Source organism: Dyella soli (assembly GCF_054482295.1).
Window position 1 is genome coordinate 1,794,407 of the sequence record NZ_JBTFFU010000001.1, and the last position, 16,580, is coordinate 1,810,986.

16 protein-coding genes are annotated in these 16,580 nt (G+C 66.7%); 7 read left to right on the forward strand and 9 right to left on the reverse strand.

The window, feature by feature from the left end; all coding sequences use genetic code 11:
• The first annotated feature begins 58 nt into the window (after window positions 1-58).
• Window positions 59-916, forward strand: a complete 858-nt coding sequence (locus ACXU4B_RS08300; protein WP_131409487.1) for a prepilin peptidase — start codon at window positions 59-61, stop codon at window positions 914-916.
• The gene (coaE, locus tag ACXU4B_RS08305) at window positions 913-1,533 is read left to right on the forward strand and encodes a dephospho-CoA kinase (RefSeq protein WP_131409489.1); all 621 of its coding nucleotides are present in this window, start codon (window positions 913-915) and stop codon (window positions 1,531-1,533) included. Before ACXU4B_RS08300 ends, coaE begins: the two co-directional genes overlap by 4 nt.
• A gap of 6 nt (window positions 1,534-1,539) precedes the next feature.
• Here the strand turns inward: coaE and ACXU4B_RS08310 are convergent, their stop codons facing one another.
• The 4 genes from ACXU4B_RS08310 to lgt form a co-directional block, all read right to left on the reverse strand.
• Window positions 1,540-2,472 carry a Nudix family hydrolase gene (locus tag ACXU4B_RS08310; RefSeq protein ID WP_131409491.1) on the reverse strand — a complete coding sequence of 311 codons (933 nt, stop codon included), beginning with the start codon at window positions 2,470-2,472 and terminating at the stop codon, window positions 1,540-1,542.
• Between the two features lie 40 nt (window positions 2,473-2,512).
• A complete protein-coding gene (locus ACXU4B_RS08315) occupies window positions 2,513-3,001 on the reverse strand; it encodes a dihydrofolate reductase (RefSeq protein ID WP_131409493.1) in 489 nt (162 codons plus the stop codon).
• 121 nt (window positions 3,002-3,122) lie between these two features.
• On the reverse strand, window positions 3,123-3,917 hold the full coding sequence (locus ACXU4B_RS08320; protein ID WP_131409495.1) for a thymidylate synthase: 795 nt from the start codon (window positions 3,915-3,917) through the stop codon (window positions 3,123-3,125).
• Between the two features lie 4 nt (window positions 3,918-3,921).
• Window positions 3,922-4,812: a prolipoprotein diacylglyceryl transferase gene (gene lgt, locus ACXU4B_RS08325; RefSeq protein WP_131409497.1), complete on the reverse strand. Its 891-nt coding sequence runs from the start codon at window positions 4,810-4,812 to the stop codon at window positions 3,922-3,924.
• A gap of 413 nt (window positions 4,813-5,225) precedes the next feature.
• Here lgt and ACXU4B_RS08330 point away from each other — a divergent pair, with 413 nt between their 5' ends.
• Entirely contained in the window at window positions 5,226-8,111 is a 2,886-nt protein-coding gene (locus ACXU4B_RS08330; protein ID WP_131409499.1) for a TonB-dependent receptor plug domain-containing protein, read from the forward strand.
• A gap of 105 nt (window positions 8,112-8,216) precedes the next feature.
• Here ACXU4B_RS08330 and ACXU4B_RS08335 read toward each other — a convergent pair whose 3' ends face one another.
• From ACXU4B_RS08335 to ACXU4B_RS08345, 3 genes are read right to left on the reverse strand one after another with little or no spacing between them, the layout of a single operon-like run.
• A complete protein-coding gene (locus tag ACXU4B_RS08335) occupies window positions 8,217-8,720 on the reverse strand; it encodes a TPM domain-containing protein (protein ID WP_131409501.1) in 504 nt (167 codons plus the stop codon).
• A gap of 1 nt (window position 8,721) precedes the next feature.
• Window positions 8,722-9,612, reverse strand: coding sequence for a TPM domain-containing protein (locus ACXU4B_RS08340; protein ID WP_205746540.1), 891 nt, complete (start codon window positions 9,610-9,612; stop codon window positions 8,722-8,724).
• 1 nt (window position 9,613) lies between these two features.
• Entirely contained in the window at window positions 9,614-10,231 is a 618-nt protein-coding gene (locus ACXU4B_RS08345; protein ID WP_131409503.1) for a LemA family protein, read from the reverse strand.
• A 168-nt stretch (window positions 10,232-10,399) separates the two neighbouring features.
• Here ACXU4B_RS08345 and ACXU4B_RS08350 point away from each other — a divergent pair, with 168 nt between their 5' ends.
• The gene (locus ACXU4B_RS08350; RefSeq protein ID WP_240734047.1) at window positions 10,400-11,137 is read left to right on the forward strand and encodes a sel1 repeat family protein; all 738 of its coding nucleotides are present in this window, start codon (window positions 10,400-10,402) and stop codon (window positions 11,135-11,137) included.
• 14 nt (window positions 11,138-11,151) lie between these two features.
• On the opposite strand, the gene ACXU4B_RS08355 is transcribed toward ACXU4B_RS08350, so the two are convergent.
• Window positions 11,152-11,523 (reverse strand): diacylglycerol kinase, encoded by a 372-nt coding sequence (locus ACXU4B_RS08355; protein ID WP_131409505.1) that lies wholly within the window; start codon window positions 11,521-11,523, stop codon window positions 11,152-11,154.
• 232 nt (window positions 11,524-11,755) lie between these two features.
• On the opposite strand from ACXU4B_RS08355, the gene ACXU4B_RS08360 reads away from it, so the two are divergent.
• The 3 genes from ACXU4B_RS08360 (at window position 11,756) to ACXU4B_RS08370 (ending at window position 15,366) form a co-directional block, all read left to right on the forward strand.
• Window positions 11,756-13,288, forward strand: coding sequence for a peptide MFS transporter (locus ACXU4B_RS08360; RefSeq protein WP_131409507.1), 1,533 nt, complete (start codon window positions 11,756-11,758; stop codon window positions 13,286-13,288).
• A gap of 139 nt (window positions 13,289-13,427) precedes the next feature.
• Window positions 13,428-14,702 (forward strand): ATP-binding protein, encoded by a 1,275-nt coding sequence (locus ACXU4B_RS08365; RefSeq protein WP_131409509.1) that lies wholly within the window; start codon window positions 13,428-13,430, stop codon window positions 14,700-14,702.
• Window positions 14,703-14,802: 100 nt separating this feature from the next.
• Window positions 14,803-15,366 (forward strand): response regulator transcription factor, encoded by a 564-nt coding sequence (locus ACXU4B_RS08370; RefSeq protein WP_131409511.1) that lies wholly within the window; start codon window positions 14,803-14,805, stop codon window positions 15,364-15,366.
• A gap of 39 nt (window positions 15,367-15,405) precedes the next feature.
• Here ACXU4B_RS08370 and ACXU4B_RS08375 read toward each other — a convergent pair whose 3' ends face one another.
• On the reverse strand, window positions 15,406-16,398 hold the full coding sequence (locus ACXU4B_RS08375) for an isoaspartyl peptidase/L-asparaginase family protein (RefSeq protein WP_131410475.1): 993 nt from the start codon (window positions 16,396-16,398) through the stop codon (window positions 15,406-15,408).
• Between the last annotated feature and the right edge of the window lie 182 nt (window positions 16,399-16,580).

A 16,580-nucleotide genomic window follows, 5' to 3' on the forward strand; every position in this document is an offset into this window, starting at 1 on the left:
ATCCAGGCCCCTCTCCCGCTGGGAGGGGGGCCTTTTTTTATAGCCTCTGGAACCGCACATGCTCGAACTTCCCCTCTGGGCCTGGATCCTCGCCGCAGGCGTGTTCGGCCTTCTGGTCGGCAGTTTCCTCAACGTGGTGATCCTGCGCCTGCCGGAACGCATGAAGGCGGAATGGCGACTGGATGCGCTCGACACGCTCGAGCTTGAAGCCGAAGAAAAGGTGCTGCCGCCTGGCATCGTTCGCGAACCTTCGCACTGCCCGCACTGCAAGCATCGCCTCGCGGCACGGGACAATATTCCGTTGTTCGGCTGGCTGCTGCTGCGTGGCCGTTGCCGCTACTGCAAGGCGCCCATTTCCATCCAGTACCCGCTGGTCGAGCTGCTGAGCGGCGTGCTCAGCGCGGTGATCGTGTGGAAGTTCGGGCCCACCTGGCCGGCCCTCGCCGGACTGGTGTTCACCTGGATGCTGATCGCCCTGGCGGGCATCGACTTTCGCACCCAATACCTGCCGGACCAGCTCAACTATCCGCTGCTCTGGCTGGGCCTGCTGCTCGCCTTGCTACCGATGTTCGTGCAGCCGCCCGCGGCGATCGTGGGCGCGGCTATCGGCTATCTCAGCCTGTGGAGCGTGTACTGGCTGTTCAAGCTGGTGACCGGCAAGGAAGGCATGGGTTATGGCGACTTCAAGCTGCTGGCCGCGCTGGGTGCCTGGATGGGGCCGGCCGCCCTGCTGCCGGTGATCCTGCTGTCGTCGCTGATCGGTGCGCTGACCGGTGGCGCGCTGATCGGGCTGCGCAAGCATGGGCGCGACATTCCCATGCCGTTCGGCCCATTCATTGCGGCGGCGGGCTGGACCTGGTTCGTCGCCGGCGACTGGCTGTGGTCGCACTACGCCCAATGGACGGGCCTGCGATGAGCGAGCCGCGCCGCAGCTACGTGATCGCCCTGACCGGCGGCATCGCTGCCGGCAAGAGCGCCGTATCGCGGCGCTTCGAGGCCATCGGTATCCACGTCTATGACGCCGATGTCGCCGCCCGCGAGGTCATCGCGCCAGGCACGGATGGCCTGGCCGCCGTGCTCGCGCGCTTCGGCCATGGCGTGTTCGATGCGGGCGGCCAGCTCGATCGCGCCGCGATGCGCCAGCGCGTTTTTGGCGACGACGAAGCGCGCCGCGCGCTGGAGGCGATCACTCATCCGCGCGTGCGCAGCTGGCTGCACGAGCGTGCCCTGGCCGACCGTGGTCCCTATTGCCTGCTGGCGATTCCGCTGCTGGCTGAAAACATCGAGCACTATCGCTGGGTGGACCGCGTGCTGGTGGTCGACGCTCCCGAAGCCGTCCAGCTCGAGCGCCTGATGCAGCGCGATGGCATCGACGAGGCCCTGGCCAGGCGCATGATCGAGCGCCAGGCCAGGCGCACGCATCGCCTGGCGCTGGCGCACGACGTCATCGAGAACGATGGTGACGAGGCGCGGCTCGACCACGCCGTCGCCCAGTTGCATGCGCGCTACAAGGCGCTCGCCGCCGGCCGCTGAGAGCAGTCACCAGAAGCCACGGATCCCCGCGATGCCCTGCCCGCCCAGTCGGCGCGCCATCGCGGCATCGCCGGCCGTCATGCCGCCCAGGGCATAGACGGGAACCGAAGCCGCCTCGACCATCGTCGCAAACCGCTCCCAGCCCAGGGGCGGGTGGTCGGGGTGCGAGGCCGTGGCCGCTACCGGCGACAGCGTGGCGAAGTCCGCCAGCGATGTCGCTTGCAGCAATTGCCCGGCGTCGTGGCAACTGGCGCCTACGTACTGATCGAGGGGCAGCGGTCGTTCGACCAGGGCATCCAGCTGGGCAGCCTTGAGCTGCACGCCGACACCGGCACCCAGGCTGCGTGCGCCCTCCACATCGCCGCTCAGCAGCAGGCTCGCTCCGTGCTCGCGGGCCGCCGGCAGCAGGCTCGCCGCCAGTTCGCGCACCCGCTCGCGCGGCCAGAGGGGAAAGCGCAGCAGGATCAGGCGTTCGCCCCGCAGCATGGCCTCGTCCAGCCGGCGCCGCCATGCATCGAAGGCTTCGACCGGTACGTCGGCGGGCGTGATCGGGTAGCGCTGCGGCAGCTGCAAGGCGCGCAGGATAGGCCGGTCGGCGGGCGCGAGCATGGCGACGTCGACGTGCGCCGGATCGCGCCATTGCAGCGCCTGCCCTTCCAGCGACACGGCTTCGCCCTGCCAGCGGGTGACGGTCCGCGCGTCCAGCAGCAGCGACTTGTCGCCATAACGCCAGGGTACGCGGATCAGCGGACCGGCCACTTCCGCCTCCACGCCGAGTTCCTCGCGCAGCTCGCGGACCAGGCCCGCCGCGGGCGCCTCGCCGTCCTCCAGTTTGCCGCCCGGAAACTCCCACAGGCCGGCCAGATGCTTGCCAGGTGGCCTCTGCGCCAATAGCACGCGGCCACGGCCATCGAGCATGACGCCGGCCATCACGTGCATCGGCCGTTCACCCGTGGAAGACAACGGTAAACCGCCGCGGTCAGTCGTTGCGCACGTATTCGACCATGTCGAAGTCATAGGCGTGCTCGGCGTCCTTCTTGTGATGGACGCGCGAGACTTCGGTCCAGTCGCTGAAATGCACGCCGGGGAAGAACGTGTCGGCGCCGTCGACAGCGGCGTTGACCCAGGTGAGGTAGAGCCGCTTGGCCTTGGGCAGCGCTTCGGCGTACACCTCGCCACCGCCGATGACCATCAGGCCGGTACCGCCGGCCCGGGCCACGCCCTCGGCCAGGGAACGCACGGTGATCTGGCCCGGAAACGGCGCCTCATGCTTGCGGCTGAGCACCAGGTTCGTGCGGTCCGGCAGCGGCCGGCCCACGGCCACCGCGGTGTTGTACCCCATCAGCACGTACTTGCCGAGGGTCAGCTGCTTGAACCAGCGCAGGTCGTCCGGCAGGTGCCAGGGGAGCTGCCCCTTGCGGCCGATGGCGAAATTCTCATCCAGAGCGGCGATCAGCGAAATGGCCATGGAAATCCTTGATCATCGACAAGTGGGACGGCTCGCGTCGCCGGGCCGATGGCGCCGCGCCGGCCGATCTTAGCAGGATGCGCTGACGCAGCCACGCCCCTCATGCCGCTGGCCGATCAAATTACACGGCCACCGGCGCCCGGATCGCGGGATGGGGTTCGTAGCCGGCGATGGCGATGTCCTCGAACCGGAAATCGAACAGCGAGCGGACCTCGGGATTGAGCTGCAGGCGCGGCAACGGGCGCGGCTCGCGTGACAGCTGCAGGCGCGCCTGCTCGATGTGATTGTTGTACAGGTGCGCATCGCCCAGCGTGTGGACGAAGTCGCCGACGCCCAGGCCGCACACCTGCGCGATCATGTGGGTCAGCAGCGCATAGCTGGCGATGTTGAAGGGCACGCCCAGGAAGATGTCGCCGGAGCGCTGGTACAACTGGCAGCTCAGCTTGCCGTCGGCCACGTAGAACTGGAACAGTGCGTGGCAGGGCATCAACGCCATCTTCGGCAGTTCCCCCACGTTCCACGCGCTCACCAGCAGGCGACGCGAATCGGGATTGCGACGGATCTCGTCAACCACCCAGCGGATCTGGTCGACCACGCCGCCGTCGGCCGTCGGCCATGCGCGCCATTGCTTGCCGTAGACCGGGCCAAGCTCGCCCTGCGCGTCAGCCCACTCGTCCCAGATGCTGACGCCGTGTTCCTTGAGATAGGCGATATTGGTGTCGCCCTGCAGGAACCAGATCAGCTCGTGGATGATCGATTTCAGGTGCAGCTTCTTGGTGGTGACCAGCGGAAAACCCCGGGCCAGATCGAAGCGCACCTGCCAGCCGAACACGCTGCGCGTACCCGTGCCCGTGCGGTCGGCCTTTTCGGTGCCATGGTCAAGCACGTGCTGCAGCAGATCCAGATAGGCGCGCATGCGCTTACTCCTTGCCGGGAAGCGAAACGGTGTAGGGACGAAGCGTCGGCGCCTTGCGCGACATCACCAGCAGCACCACGCCGGCGATGATCAGCGGCAGCGACTGGATCTGCCCCATGGTCAGCCAGCCCCAGGCCAGATAGCCGAGCTGCGGGTCCGGCACGCGCACGAACTCCACGCCGAAACGGAAGCAGCCGTACATGAGGCCGAACAGGCCAGACACCAGGTAACGCGGCCGCGGTTTCAGCGACACCAGCAGCAACACGCTGAACATCACCACGCCCTCGAGCAGCATTTCATACAGCTGCGAAGGATGCCGCGGCAGCGCATTGAACTGCGCCAGCGTGGCCTGCCACTGCGGATGCGTGGCGGCCCATTCGACGTCGGAGGCGTGCGCATTCGGGAAAATCATCGCCCACGACACGTCGCTGGGCTTGCCCCACAGTTCGCCGTTGATGAAGTTGCCCAGGCGCCCCAGCCCCAGGCCGATCGGCACCAGCGGCGCGACGAAATCCACCGTGTCGAAGAAATGCATGGCGTGCCGCCGCGACCACCACAAGCCTGCGGCCAGCACGCCGAGCAGCCCGCCATGGAAACTCATGCCGCCGTCCCAGACCCGGAACAGCGCCAGCGGGTCGGTCCAGATCCAGTGGATGTCGGCGTAGAACAGCATGTACCAGACGCGGCCGCCGACGATCACGCCCATCATCGCGTAGAACGCCAGGTCGCCCAGCGCATCGCGCGTCGCCGGCAGGCGGCCCTTGAGACGGCGGTACTCCGCCAGGCTCCAGGCGCCCAGGAAACCGCAGAGATACATCAGGCCGTACCAGTGGATCTGCAATGGCCCCAGGTGAAAGGCGACGGGGTCGATGGCTACGGTGTAAGGCTGCGTCATGGGCAAGCGTGGCGGCGTCAAAGCGTCAGTGTAGCGGGCCGCGCCCGACAAGTGACCCTCGACGCTGCGCGGGCATGCATGGATTGCGGCGGCATCGCGCGCGAGCACGGGCAGACCGGTGGCCTTTCAGTCCACGCCCCGGCAGCAGGGCTCTCGAGGCCCGCATTGAATGGCGGCGAAAGCGCGCGCGACCTTGAGGGAACTTTTCTTGCCACTAGCAGCTGAATATGGCAATCGGGTTGCACGCACCCGTCACTTTGCTTTAACTTCGGACTTACATCGCTTGTCCCCCAAGTCCGGCGATGCCACGGCGTGCAGGCCCCTCCCCAGGGCGCTACGCGCTTTCCCCATATCCAGATGCCCAGCCCTCGCGCGCTGGCTGACGGCTATTTTTTGTTCGGAGTTTCAAAACAATGAAGCAAAAGACACTGCTGGCTACTGCCATCGCCGCGGCGCTCGTGCTGCAGACGTGGTCGGTCGCCGCACAGGATGCTGCCCCCGCCCAGGCTGATCAGTCCTCGCCCAAGAGCCTTGAGACCGTCACCGTTACCGGTTCGCGCATTCGCAGCGTGGACGTGGAAACCTCGCAGCCGATCTTCACCATGGATCGCGCCGCGATCCAGGCGACCGGCCTGACCAATGTCAACGACATCCTGGCCCGCATGCCGTCGGCCGGCACTCCGGACATCACCCCGCAGGACACGCTGTCCTCGGGCGCCGACGTGGGCGGCCGCTACGTCAACATCCGCAACCTCGGTTCGCAGCGCACCCTGGTGCTCGTCAATGGCCGTCGCTGGAGCACCAGCCTCAGCGGCCTGACCGACCTCTCGACCATCCCGGTTTCCATGATCGATCGCATCGACATCCTCAAGGATGGCGCGTCCTCGATCTATGGCTCCGACGCCATCGGCGGCGTGGTGAACATCATCACCAAGGAGAAGTTCGACGGCGCCGAAGCCAATGTCTACTTCGGCGAGAACGGCAAGGGCGACGGCAAGACCCAGAACTACGACTTCACCTGGGGCCACAGCACCGAGAAGAACTCCATCATCGTCGGCGCCGCGTACCAGGACACCGATCCGATGTGGAACAAGGAGCGCGACGAGACCAGCTATGCGCAGGGACCGCGCCACCCGAACGCTGGCCTGGGCCTTGGCCCGTGGGGCCGCGTGGTCGATCCGAACACCGGTGCCCAGTACGTGATCAACCACGGTTCGACCGCCACCGGCAACCTGGCCAACTACCACCTGTACGACCCGACCAGCACGGCCGACAAGTACAACACGCAGAAGGACATGACCTTCCGCGCCGGTTCGAAGCTGAAGAACCTGTACGTGCAGGATCGCTACAAGCTCACCGACAACATCACCCTGCGTGGTGCGGCCAGCTACAGCACGCGCGACACCTCCAGCCAGCTGGCCGGTTATCCGTTCCAGTCCGGCGTGGCTGACGACCCGGTCGTGATCAGCGGCCAGAACGCGTACAACCCGTTCCCGGGCCAGGACGTGGAGTTCTTCCGCCGCACGGTTGAAATGCCGCGTGTCACCTGGGCCAACTCCAAGCTGGCGCACATCGACCTGGGCGCCGAAGGCTACTTCCAGTTCCTGAACCATGACTGGAGCTGGGACGCGGGCTTCACCTACGACCAGAACAAGATCAAGCAGACCACCACCGGCAACATCTTCCTGCCGAACGCGCGCGCGGCGCTGGGCCCGACGTCCGTCGTCAACGGCCAGCTGCAGTGCGCCAACCCGTCTGATGTCGCCGCCGGTTGCGTGCCGTGGAACATCCTCGCCGGCCCGGGCGGTACGCCGCAGTCGGTGTGGAACTACGTCAACCACATCAGCACCGATCGCCAGACCAGCTACACCTCCGACTGGAGCGCCAACGTCTCCGGTGGCCTGTTCGACCTGCCGGCCGGCACGGTCAGCCTGGCCGTGGGCGTGGAGCATCGTGGCGAGAAGGGCAGCTTCCGTCCGGACGCCGCCGACTCGGCCGGCCTGACCACCAACCTGGCCAGCGCCCCGACCTCCGGTGCGTACAACACCAACGAAGCGTACGCCGAGCTCGACGTGCCGCTGCTGCGTGACCTGCCGGGTGCCCAGGAACTGGGCCTGAACGTCGCCAGCCGTTACTCGCACTACAGCAACTTCGGCAGCACGACCAACAACAAGTACAGCTTCCGCTGGCGTCCGTTCGCGGACCTGCTGGTCCGCGGTACCTGGGCCGAAGGCTTCCGTGCGCCGACCATCAGCGACCTGTACGGCGGCACCGGCCAGAGCTTCGAGTCGTTCCTGGATCCGTGCGACACCAAGTTCGGTGCAGCCGCTTCCAACTCGGCCGTGGCACAGCGCTGCTCCGCTGCCGGCGTGCCGGCGAACTATCGCCAGATCGACCAGGCCGGCGCCCAGATCAGCAGCTCGGCGGGTGGTCAGACGCCGGTGGCCTTCCTGTCCGGTTCCAATCCGAACCTGCAGCCGGAGACCTCCATCACCCGTACGCTGGGCCTGGTCTACAGCCCGCATCAGGTGGAAGGCCTGGACTTCACCGTGGATTACTACAACATCTACGTGAAGAACATCATCTCGGCCGTCGATGCCAACGACATCGTCAACCTGTGCTACGTGCAGAACGATCCGTCGTACTGCTCCCGCTTTACGCGCACGCCGACCGCCACCTCCAACCTGGTGGCTGGCTCGATCAACTCGCTCAATGAGAGCCTGGCCAACCTCGGCACGCTGAAGACCGAAGGCTACGACGTCGGTATCCACTACCGTCTGCCGGAAACCTCGTTCGGCCGCTTCCGCATCGCTTCGGACAGCACCTACCTGACCAAGTACGAAACGGTCAGCGGTCCGGGCGCCACGCCGGTCAACCACGTGGGCTTCATGACCAGCAGCACCAGCCTGTTCGGCGAAGAAGGCATGTACCGCCTGCGCTCGAACCTGCAGCTCGACTGGGACTGGAAGCAGTTCGGCGCGAGCTGGACGGTCCGTTACTACTCGGGCCTGAAGGACAAGTGCTACACCGCCACGGTGGAATGCAACATGCCGACCTACACCAACCCGGCGCTGGAAGGCGTGGGCGTGAGCCAGAAGGGTTCGGTCGCGTTCAACGACGCGCAGTTCCGCTACACCGCCCCGTGGAAGGGCACCTTCAGCGTTGGTGTGAACAACATCTTCAACAAGAAGGGTCCGTACTACTACGCGGTCACCACCTCGGGCACCGGCAGCTCGCCGTACAACCCGGCGTTCGACATCGACCGTTACTTCTACGTGTCGTACAACCAGAAGTTCTAAGCTCGCAAGAGCCGGACTTCCGGATGAGGCGGGCCTTCGGGCCCGCCTTTTTTTTGCGCGGAACGACAGCGCGCAAGTGCGGCCAGGCCGCCGGCGGTCAGCGCATCAGAGGAGCACGGGCTGGTCCGGCAACTCGTCGGGCCTGGCCTTGTCGTTGCCCGGGAAGTGGCGCCGCAGCAGTGCATGCGCTTCGGCGATGCCTTCGAGGCAGCCGTCGCGCCAGGCGCCCTGCGCAAAGCGCGCGAGCATGTGGTCGCGTATCGCGTCCCACTCCGACTGGGTCACCACGGCGGCGATACCGCGGTCGGCAATGATCACGATGCGATGTTCGGCCATCAGCACGTACAGCAGCACGCCGCTGTTGTGCTCGGTGTCCCACACCTGCAGCTGGGCAAATACCTGCCGCGCGCGCTGGTGCGCATCGAGCCCTTCCAGCACGGCCAGCGGTGCGAGGCGCGATTCGATGGCGAAGCGAATCTCGCCGCGGTGCCCGCGCTCGCCCTCGCCGATGGCCTGCGCCATCTCGTCGAGCAGGCTCTGTGGAAACCGGCGACGCAACTGGAACCAGCCGTCGAACAGGTTCATCAGCAAACGTTGCATGCGCGCCATGTCACCAGCTCCCCGACGAACCACCACCGCCGAAACTGCCGCCACCGCCGCTGAAGCCGCCGCCACCGAAGCCGCCGCCGCTGCCGCCGCCAAAACCACCGCCGCCGAAACCGCCGAAACCGCCCCAGCCGCCGCCACCGATCGAGCGTCCGGCACCCGCCGGCAACAGCATCAGCGCGCCACCGATCAGCGCGCCCATGATGCCCGCACCCACCGAGGCCGCCAGCAACCAGACCAGCCCGCCGGTGATCGCCGCGCCGAACGGCGTGCGCAACCAGATGGCCGAACGCCCGAACAGGTTGCGCAGGAAAAAGGCCGCGAACACGCCGATCAGCAAGGCATGGCCGAAGCCGGATCCATGTCGCTCGCGATTGGCGCTTTCCACCGGCGGCGGCAAGGCCTCGCCATTGACCAGCTGGGTCAGCGCGCCCACCGCGTCGCCAATGCCGCCGAAGTAGTCGTTGGCGCGAAACCTGGGCGCGATGTATTCGCGGATGATGCGCGCCGTCGCCGCATCCGGCACGGCGCCTTCCAGGCCATAGCCCACTTCGATGCGCACGCGCCGGTCGTTCTTGGCCACCAGCAGCAGCAGGCCGTCATCGGTGCCCTTGCGGCCGATCTTGTTGGCTTCGGCCACGGCCAGCGAATACTCGGCGATATCCTGCGGCTGCGTGGTCGGCACCATCAGCACGACCAGCTGGGCGCCCTTGGCCTTCTCCAGCGCCACCAGCTGCGCGTCGAGCTGGTCCACCTGCTGGGGCGTGAGCGTGCCGGTCAGGTCGGTGACGTGGCGCGCCAGCCTCGGCACGTCGTCAGCGGCATGCAGCAGTGCCGGCGAGAGCCAGCAGGCCATCGCCAGCACCCACAACAGGCGCGTCACGCGCCGCATCACGTCAATGCGCCGAAGCGGCAGGCGCGGGCGTGTTGCCGAAATCGACCGTCGGCGCCGTCGAGATCGCCTTCTCGTTTTCCACCGTGAAATTCGGCTTGACCTGGTAGCCGAACATCTTGGCGGTGAGATTGTTGGGGAAGGTGCGGATCATCGAGTTGTACTGCTGCACCGATTGCACGTAGCGATTGCGCGCCACCGTGATGCGGTTCTCGGTGCCTTCCAGCTGTGCCTGCAGGTTCTGGAACAAACCGTCGGCCTTCAGCTGCGGGTAGTTCTCCTTGACCACCATCAGCCGCGACAGCGCGCTGGAGAGTTCACCCTGGGCCTGCTGGAACTGCTGCAGCTTCTGCGGATTGTTCAGGTCATCCGTCGTCAACTGCATGCTGCCCACCCTGGCGCGGGCATTGGTCACCTCGGTCAGCACCTTTTCCTCGTGCTGCGCATAGCCCTTCACCGTGTTGACCAGGTTGGGCACAAGGTCGGCACGGCGCTGATATTGGTTGACCACTTCGGACCAGGCCGCCTTGACTGCCTCGTCCTGGCGCTGGATGGCGTTGTAACCGCAGCCCGACAGGCCGGCGGCGACCAGCAGCAATGCAAGGGCACGAAGAAGTTTCATGAGTCTGCTCCCGTCCAATGGAAGCGCCATTGCAACACTGCCCGCGCAGCGGCGCAATCGACCGTCTTCACCGGCCGGTGACGCTCGCCGGCTAGCATGGGGCCGCCGCCCAGGCCCCTGCGGCGGCCGTTCCCGTGTTGCCAGACGATCGCAGGAGGCGAGCAAGCCATGCGGCAGCTGATCGGTACAGGCCTGTTGACCCTGGTGGTGCTGGCGGGATCCGCGTCCGGCGCATCGGCGGCATCCATGGACGACCCGCTGTCCCGGCAAATCCTCGCCGCCATGGCCCGCTCGTCGACCTGGGGACATCCGGACGAATTCGGCGAGTACACCGGCATGAACTACTACGCCAACGGCAACTACGCCAAGGCGATGACGCGCTTCCTCGACAGTGCGCGCTATGCCGACAAGCTTTCGCAGCTCTGCATCGGCCTGATGTATCTCAACGGCGAAGGCGTCGCCAAGGACCCCGTCGCGGCCTATGCCTGGGTCGCCATCGCGGCGGAACGCAACTTCCCGCAATTCGTCGCCACCCGCGACGCCATCTGGAACCAGCTCGACGCCGGCCAGCGGGAACGTGCCAGGGCATTGCAGGACACGCTCTACGCCCCGTACGGCGACCCGGTCGCCAAGCCGCGCATCATCCGCGAGCTGCGCATGGCCCGCGCCGAAACCATCGATCACTACCTGGGCATCCCGACGATGACGATCGCACCCGGGGGGCCGGCACCCCCATGCGGCGGCAACACCATCTACGGCGCCCCCATCGCAGGCTGCAGCGGCGACTTCTACGCCGCCTGGCGCTGGCAACCCGAGCTGTACTTCAAGGTGCGTGACAGCGTCTGGACCGGCACGGTGTCGGTGGGTGACGTGCAAGCCATCAAGGACCCCGGCTCAGGCCACTAGGCCCGGCGCCCGCTTCAGAACCAGCGCGGCGCGAGCACCAGGCCCCAGCTCAGGGCCGTCATCACCAGCAGCAGGAACACCGCGGCCGAGCCCATGTCCTTGGCCCGTCCGGCCAGCTCGTGGAATTCCGGGCTGACCTTGTCCACCACGGCCTCGACGGCGGAATTGAGCAGTTCGGCCGAGAGCACCAGCATGGGAAACATCACCAGGGCGATCTTTTCCAGCCCGCCCTGGCCCAGCCACAGCCCGAGCGGAACCAGCACCACGGCCAGGCACACTTCCAGGCGGAACGACGCCTCGTGGCGCCAGCCTGCCTGCAGGCCCTTCATCGACCACTTGAAGGCGTTCCAGATTTGCCGGGGTCCGCGAAAACCGGTGGCGGCCATGGAATATCGTTCCTCTTGAGATGGCGGCCGGGCCGCCCGCCCGCAAACGGCGGGCACAAGCGGCGAATGATGCCACAGGCGCCCCGCACGCGCCGACCCGCCCGTCCTTCGTGCGGCAGCGCAACGTGTCCTGAATGACGGATAGGTTACCCTTCGGCACTTTGTGACCCAGTTCCGGGTTGCGCGAGCCGGCCACCCGTGGCCGTTGTATGAACCGTGTACGGACAATTGAATGGCAACCCAGAATCCAGCGGTCTCCCAGACCCGCTCCTTCAGCACCGTCTTCCTGATCGAGATGTGGGAGCGCTTCGGCTTCTACGGCATGCAGGTGTTGATGGTCACCTACATGATGAAGAAGCTCGGCTTCATCGATACCAAGGCCAACCTGGTGTGGGGCGCGGCCGCCGCGCTCATCTACGCCACGCCCGCCATCGGTGGCTGGGTTGGTGACAAGCTGATCGGCACCCGCCGCACCATGGTGACCGGCGCCGTCGTGCTGGCCCTGGGTTACGCGATGCTGTGGATTCCCTCGAACAATCCCACCCTGCTGTATTGCGCGCTGGGCGTGATCATCGTCGGCAACGGCTTCTTCAAGCCCAACGCCGGCAACCTCGTGCGCAAGATCTACGAGGGCGACGACGTGCGCATCGACAGCGCGTTCACCATCTACTACATGGCGGTGAACATCGGCTCGATGGTCTCGATGACGGCCACGCCGTGGATCCGCAACTACGTGGGCGAACACTACGGCGACGCCATGGGCTGGCACACGGCGTTCGGCGCCTGCGCCGTGGGCCTGGCGCTGGGCCTGGCCAACTACTCGCTGATGTACCGCACGCTGGCGCACATCGGTTCGCCGTCCGACGAAAGGCCGGTGCAGGCCGGGCGCGTGCTCGCCCTCGTGGCCGCATCGCTGGTGCTGGTCGCGGTGTCGGCCTTCATCCTGCAGAGCCTGCTGGCGGCGAAGATCTGCGTGTACCTCGCCGGCATCGTGATCCTGGGCATCTTCGTGCACCTGATCCGCGGTGCCGAGAAAAGCGAACGCGCCGGCCTGATCGCCGCACTCGTGCTCACCGTGCAGACGATCTTCTTCTTCATCTTCTATGCGCAGATGGCGACATCGCTGAACCTGTTCGCGCAAAAGAACGTCAACCTCTCGTTCGACCTGTTCGGCACCCACCTGTTCAACTGGATCCCGGAGCAGTACCAGAACCTCAACGCGATCTGGATCGTGATCCTCAGCCCGGTGCTGGTGCTGATCTACAACGGCCTCGGCCGCGTGGGCAAGGATCCGTCGGTGGCGTTCAAGTTCGCCCTCGGCTTCGGTGCCGTGGCGCTCGGCTTCTTCATGTACGGCTTTGGCGCCCTCAGCGCGGTCGATGGCCAGGTGTCGTCGTGGACGATGGTCTGGGGCTACGGCTTCTACTCGCTGGGCGAACTGCTGGTGAGCGGCCTGGGCCTGGCCATGATCGCCCGCTACGTGCCGGCGCGCATGGGTGGCTTCATGATGGGTGCGTACTACGTGGCCGTGGGCATCTCGCAGTACCTGGGCAGCGTGGTGGCCAATCTCGCCGCCATGCCGGAGAACATCAGCAACCCGGTCGAATCGCTCAACATCTACATCGGCCTGTTCAACAAGCTCGGCTTCGTGGGCATTGCCTGCACGGTGATTGCCGTGGTGATGCTGCCGCTGATGAACCGCCTCTCGCGCAGCCACGCCGGCGCGCAGCTGCCGCTGCCGGCCGTGCATAGCGAAGAGGTCTGACCCGTCGACCCTCTCCCTGTCCAGCGCGAGGGCAAGGTCATTGAAGCCACCCGGGGCGTGCCCCGTGGTGGCTTTTTTTTCGCCGGTAGCCTGCGCCCGCCGGCTGAGGCGACGGGAAGAAGAAGCTAGTATCGCGCCCATGAAACGCCCTACCTCACAGCAGCGCATCGGCCCTCGTACCCTGTTTCGCAGCCTGGCCTGGCTGCGCATCTGCGCCATCGCCGGCCAGAGCTCGGCCGTGCTGGTCTGTGCGCTGTGGATGCAACTCAATATCCCGCTGCTGCCGCTGCTGGTGGGTATCGGCGTGCTCGCGGTGTTCGCGGTGTTCGCGGCGTGGCGGCTCGCCCAGCCCTGGCCTATCCGCGAATGGGAAACCATCGTGCATGTGGCGGTGGATACGCTGATCCTCGGCTACCTGCTGCATTTCACCGGCGGCGCGAGCAATCCGTTCATCGCATTGCTGCTGGTGCCCATTGCGCTCGGTGCCGCGGCACTGTCGGTGGGCGGCGTGTCGGCGGTGGCGGCGCTTGCCGGCGTCGCCTACGCCGTGCTGCTGTTCTGGTACGTGCCATTGCCCGTGCCGATGGGCGGAACATCCGGCGGCTTTTCCCTGCACGTGGTCGGCATGGGCGTGAACTTCGTGATCATGGCCTTGCTGCTGGGCTTTTTCATCAACCGCCTGGCGCGCGCGGTGCGCCTGCAGCAGCTGGAGGTCCAGCGCGTGCGTGAGCGGGCGCTGCGCGACGAGGGCATTCTCGCCATCGCCACCCAGGCCGCCGGTGCCGCGCACGAACTCAACACGCCGCTGTCGACCATGCGCACGCTGCTGCCGGAGCTGCGGCGCGAGCATGTCGGCGATGCCGCGCTGGCGGACGATCTCGCCCTGCTGGAAGGCCAGGTCGACCGCTGCCGCACCATCCTTCGCGAGATGGTCGCCTTCGGCAAGGCCCAGCTCTCGCAGGAGCCGGAGCAGATCACTCTCGCCAGCTTCATCCACGGCTGCCTGGAACGCTTCCAGCTGTTGCGGCCGGAAGCCGAGCTGACCCTCACCCAGGACAAGGACGCGGCACGCATCATGCTGCGTACGCCGCCGGGCCTGCGCCACGCCCTGCTCAACCTGCTCAACAATGCGGCCGATGCCTCCGCCATGAACCAGTCCCAGGCCGTGGCGCTGACGGCTCGCCGGGATGGCGGCTGGCTGGAACTGATCGTGAGCGACCAGGGGCCGGGCTTTTCCGCCACCGGCGAACTTGCCGTGCTGGGCCAGTCGCAGAAGCAAACCGGGCTGGGCATCGGACTGGCACTCGCCGAGGCAACCGCCGAGCGCCTCGAGGGTGAACTGACTACCAGCAACAGCGAGCACGGCGCACAGATGACGCTGCGGCTACCGCTCGCGGTGATCGCGGCGCCATAATTGCTGCGGCAGATAGCCACAGAGGCACATCGCCCCATGTGCATGCGTTGTCGCACCGGCAACAATGGGCGCATGCGGCCCCTGGCCGGTGGAGAACCCCATGAGTGACCAGCAACTCCTGATCATCGATGACGACGTCACGTTTGCCCGGGTCCTGGCGCGCGCGCTCAGTTCACGCGGTTTTGAAGTCATCACGGCGAGCAACGCCGACGAGGCCCGCGCGCTGACGCGCCGGCACCAACCCCGCTACTGCGTGCTCGACCTGAAGCTGGGCGACGAAAACGGGCTCCGGCTGATCCCGGAACTGCAGGCGATGGTGCCGGAAATCCGCGTGCTGCTGCTGACGGGCTATGCGTCGATCGCCACGGCGGTGGAAGCGATCAAGCGGGGCGCGCACGACTATCTTGCCAAGCCGGTGGACGCCGATGCGGTGGTCCGCGCCCTGCTCGACGGCGATGCCGGCGGCGCGGACGACGATGTCGTGGACGCGCCCGAGGCACCGCTGGCCCTGCGCCGCCTCGAGTGGGAGCACATCCAGCGCGTGCTGACCGAATGCGACGGCAACATCTCCGAAACAGCGCGCCGGCTCGGCATGCACCGCCGCACCCTGCAGCGCAAGCTCAGCAAGCACCCGGTGCGCGAGCGCCCGGACAGCGAGGACTGATCGTCATGCGCGGGCCGCCACGGCGTCCCGCAGCCTGGTTCAGGGCGAGCCGGACGAATCGCCGGACGGCAACGGATCGGCGGTACCGTCGTTCTCGTCGCCATAGATCGCCACGTGCGGCACGCCGTCCGCGCCGATCCACCCGCGGTACATGCCGTCCGTGTTGAACGGCATCGCCACATGGCCGTCGGCATCCAGCGCAATGGCCCCGCCGTTGCCGCCCATGGACGGGATTTCCTGGTTGATGACTTCGGCGGCCGCGCGCTTGAGCGGCACGCGCATCTGGGTCACGCGCATGCACACTTCGTGCGCGGCGACCGTCCGGATGTAGTACTCGCCCCAGCCCGTGCCCGACACGGCGCAGCCGGAATTGGCATAGGTGCCGGCACCGATGAGCGGCGAGTCACCCACCCGCCCGAAGCGCTTGTCGTTCATGCCACCGGTGGACGTACCCGCCGCCAGATGCCCCTGGAGGTCGAGCGCCACGGCACCGACCGTGCCGAAGTGTTTGGCCGTCTCGACGTCTGTATGCTTTGCATGCCCCGCGTCTTCCCGCAAGGCCTTCTGCAGCTGCTGCCAGCGCTCTTCCGTGCGGAAATAGGACGGATCGACCAGCTCGACGCCCACCTCGCGGGCAAATTCTTCGGCACCATCGCCGACCAGCATCACGTGCTGCGACTTCTCCATGACGGCGCGCGCCAGCAGGATCGGATTCTTCACGCGGTGCACGCCCGCCACCGAACCGGCCTCCAGCGTGGAACCGTCCATCACGGCGGCATCCATTTCGTTCTTGCCGTCATGGGTGAACACCGAGCCCTTGCCCGCATTGAAGTTGGGATCGTCCTCCAGCACGGTGATTGCCGCCGTCACCGCATCGATGGCCTGCTTGCCGGCCTTCAGCTGGGCGTAGCCGTTCTTCAGCGCCAGCGTCAGGGCCGCGCGTACCGCCCTTTCCCTGGCCGGGCTCATTTCGCGCTTGATCACGCCGGCGCCACCGTGGATCACCAGCACCGGCGCGGAGGCATGGCTCATGGACGCGATGCCCAGCGCTGCGACGGCGGCGACGAGACGGCTGGACTTCACGGACGGCACTCCCCGGGACAATGAGGGCAAGTATAACGACCAGCCCCCTCGACACGCGCCCGTATGGCTTGCGATGGGCGCCATGCGCACCCGGGGCCACGAGGGAGGCATCCGGCGGCCCTGCGACCGTC